This window comes from Alistipes sp. DJF_B185, assembly GCF_964250025.1.
Taxonomy (GTDB): domain Bacteria; phylum Bacteroidota; class Bacteroidia; order Bacteroidales; family Rikenellaceae; genus Alistipes; species Alistipes finegoldii.
Window position 1 is genome coordinate 1 of sequence record NZ_CAXUDY010000057.1, and the last position, 1,581, is coordinate 1,581.

Annotated in this window: 6 protein-coding genes; 5 read left to right on the forward strand and 1 reads right to left on the reverse strand. The window is 51.5% G+C overall.

What is annotated here, in order from left to right:
* The 5 genes from ACESTR_RS16035 to ACESTR_RS16055 form a co-directional block, all read left to right on the forward strand.
* A partial coding sequence (locus ACESTR_RS16035) for a molybdenum ABC transporter ATP-binding protein (protein ID WP_373179442.1) occupies window positions 1-226 on the forward strand: 226 nt, incomplete at its 5' end.
* A 42-nt stretch (window positions 227-268) separates the two neighbouring features.
* Complete coding sequence (locus tag ACESTR_RS16040; RefSeq protein WP_004295436.1) at window positions 269-586, forward strand: hypothetical protein; 318 nt, start codon at window positions 269-271, stop codon at window positions 584-586.
* A 46-nt stretch (window positions 587-632) separates the two neighbouring features.
* Complete coding sequence (locus ACESTR_RS16045) at window positions 633-899, forward strand: DUF6956 domain-containing protein (protein ID WP_004295438.1); 267 nt, start codon at window positions 633-635, stop codon at window positions 897-899.
* Window positions 900-903: 4 nt separating this feature from the next.
* A complete protein-coding gene (locus ACESTR_RS16050; RefSeq protein ID WP_004295439.1) occupies window positions 904-1,083 on the forward strand; it encodes a hypothetical protein in 180 nt (59 codons plus the stop codon).
* Window positions 1,067-1,270 (forward strand): hypothetical protein, encoded by a 204-nt coding sequence (locus ACESTR_RS16055; protein ID WP_004295440.1) that lies wholly within the window; start codon window positions 1,067-1,069, stop codon window positions 1,268-1,270. Before ACESTR_RS16050 ends, ACESTR_RS16055 begins: the two co-directional genes overlap by 17 nt.
* A gap of 53 nt (window positions 1,271-1,323) precedes the next feature.
* Here ACESTR_RS16055 and ACESTR_RS16060 read toward each other — a convergent pair.
* Window positions 1,324-1,581: hypothetical protein (locus tag ACESTR_RS16060; protein ID WP_350003541.1), on the reverse strand; the 258-nt coding region annotated here is incomplete at its 5' end.

The window sequence follows — 1,581 nt, forward strand, 5'->3', positions numbered from 1 at the left end:
GGGAACGCTCACCCGTGAGGAGAAAGACTGGATTACCCGTGAGGTAAACCATAACACCTATTTCAAGGACTCCATTCCGCTTTTAGGGTATCGTTTCAACTTTGTCGATGTACTGAAAACATTCGTGGTAAAGCAGTACGGGCATTACACGGAATACAAGGGCGTGGACAAGACGAGCATACGCTCCATGTTGTACGGCAGAGTGGAAAGGATTGTCGAATTATAAAATCGGGGCGGCGAAAGCCGCCCTACAAAAAAAAATATAACAATGAAAATCATCTATAAAAGCTACATGGCACGCCCGCTCAAACCCTTCGGGGAGTGGGATTGGGAAGTTCGGGAAGCAGTCAAGACGGCCCTTGCGCTCGTCGAGGGGAAAAACGGGTTCAAAACCCATTCCGAGATATGGCGAAGGTGCAACCTCGTCATTACCGTGGGACACAACATCTACACCACGAGTATCGAGATACGACCACCCGAGCAGGACGTGATACGCCGCAGGAGCAACTGGCATAACGGCTACGCCTACTACTGCAACGGCGTGTTCTGGGCGAACATGAGCAGGGTTAGAGTGGAACTTGTCTGATTAAAAAATTTCGGGGCGGCAAAAGCCGCCCGTAAAAAGCGAGAATATGAAAACGAATGAAGTAAACAAGGAAATCTCCTATGAAACGCTGCTCGTAACCTTCGGCGAGGGTATCGGGCGGCTCAACACCATGTTCGACGACCCGCAGGTGTGGGGCGTTGCCACGCTGAAGCAGTGGATCGACGGGTATGAAACTACGCGCTTCACCGAAATCGACGACCGAACGGCGGTTATCACATCCGAATACAACATGGACAGCGTGAAGGAATGGCTGCAAAAGAACACACCGATTATCAACCTGGAAAAACGATAAAATCATGCGCAAGTACAAATTATTCATCGGCTACCGGCTGCTGGGAGAGTTTTCCGGTATATGGGAAGCCAAAAATTTCGCCGCTGAAAGCGGCATGAGCGGAATTTTCTCGCTCGTGGGAGAAAATTACCGGGACAGTTGGTACGAACCAAAAAAACAGGACAAGAATGGAAACAAAGATTAAAGACATCACGGGAGCGGAAATAACCGTTACCGACTTAAAAGAGGCGGTACGCCAATGCCGGGAGTGCCTCGCAAGTCCCTACCTGATGCCCTCGGGGCATACCGTGGGGGAAAACCATGCCTACATGTTGCGGCAACTGCTCGCCCTGCAAAGGCGGAAACGGGAACACGGCAGGCAACGGCCGTGAAAATACGACGCGAAAAAAATCGGACGACAACCGTCCGATTTTTTTGTTTCCCGTCAATCGACCGCCGTATGGTCGCCCAGCTTCCCGTGCAGTTCACGCCCGATATGTCCGGCAATGCCACGGGGAGAAATTTCAGAGATTGAACCCCACCCGCCATGCGTGTATATGCACGTCTTGAGCGGTTCGGTACGGGAAAGGTAGAACAGATAGCCGTTGCGGAGCAGGATGCCCACAAACACCGAGCCGACCTCGATGTCGGCGATCTCGTCAAAACGTATCTTCCCGTCATTGTATAATACTGCCGTGCCATC

Excerpts from the sequence above, each read along its gene's own strand:
- ACESTR_RS16040 (WP_004295436.1), top strand. The coding sequence starts at position 269 with ATGAAAATCATCTATAAAAGCTACATGGCACGCCCGCTCAAACCCTTC.
- ACESTR_RS16045 (WP_004295438.1), top strand. The coding sequence starts at position 633 with ATGAAAACGAATGAAGTAAACAAGGAAATCTCCTATGAAACGCTGCTC.
- ACESTR_RS16050 (WP_004295439.1), top strand. The coding sequence starts at position 904 with ATGCGCAAGTACAAATTATTCATCGGCTACCGGCTGCTGGGAGAGTTT.
- ACESTR_RS16055 (WP_004295440.1), top strand. The coding sequence starts at position 1,067 with ATGGAAACAAAGATTAAAGACATCACGGGAGCGGAAATAACCGTTACC.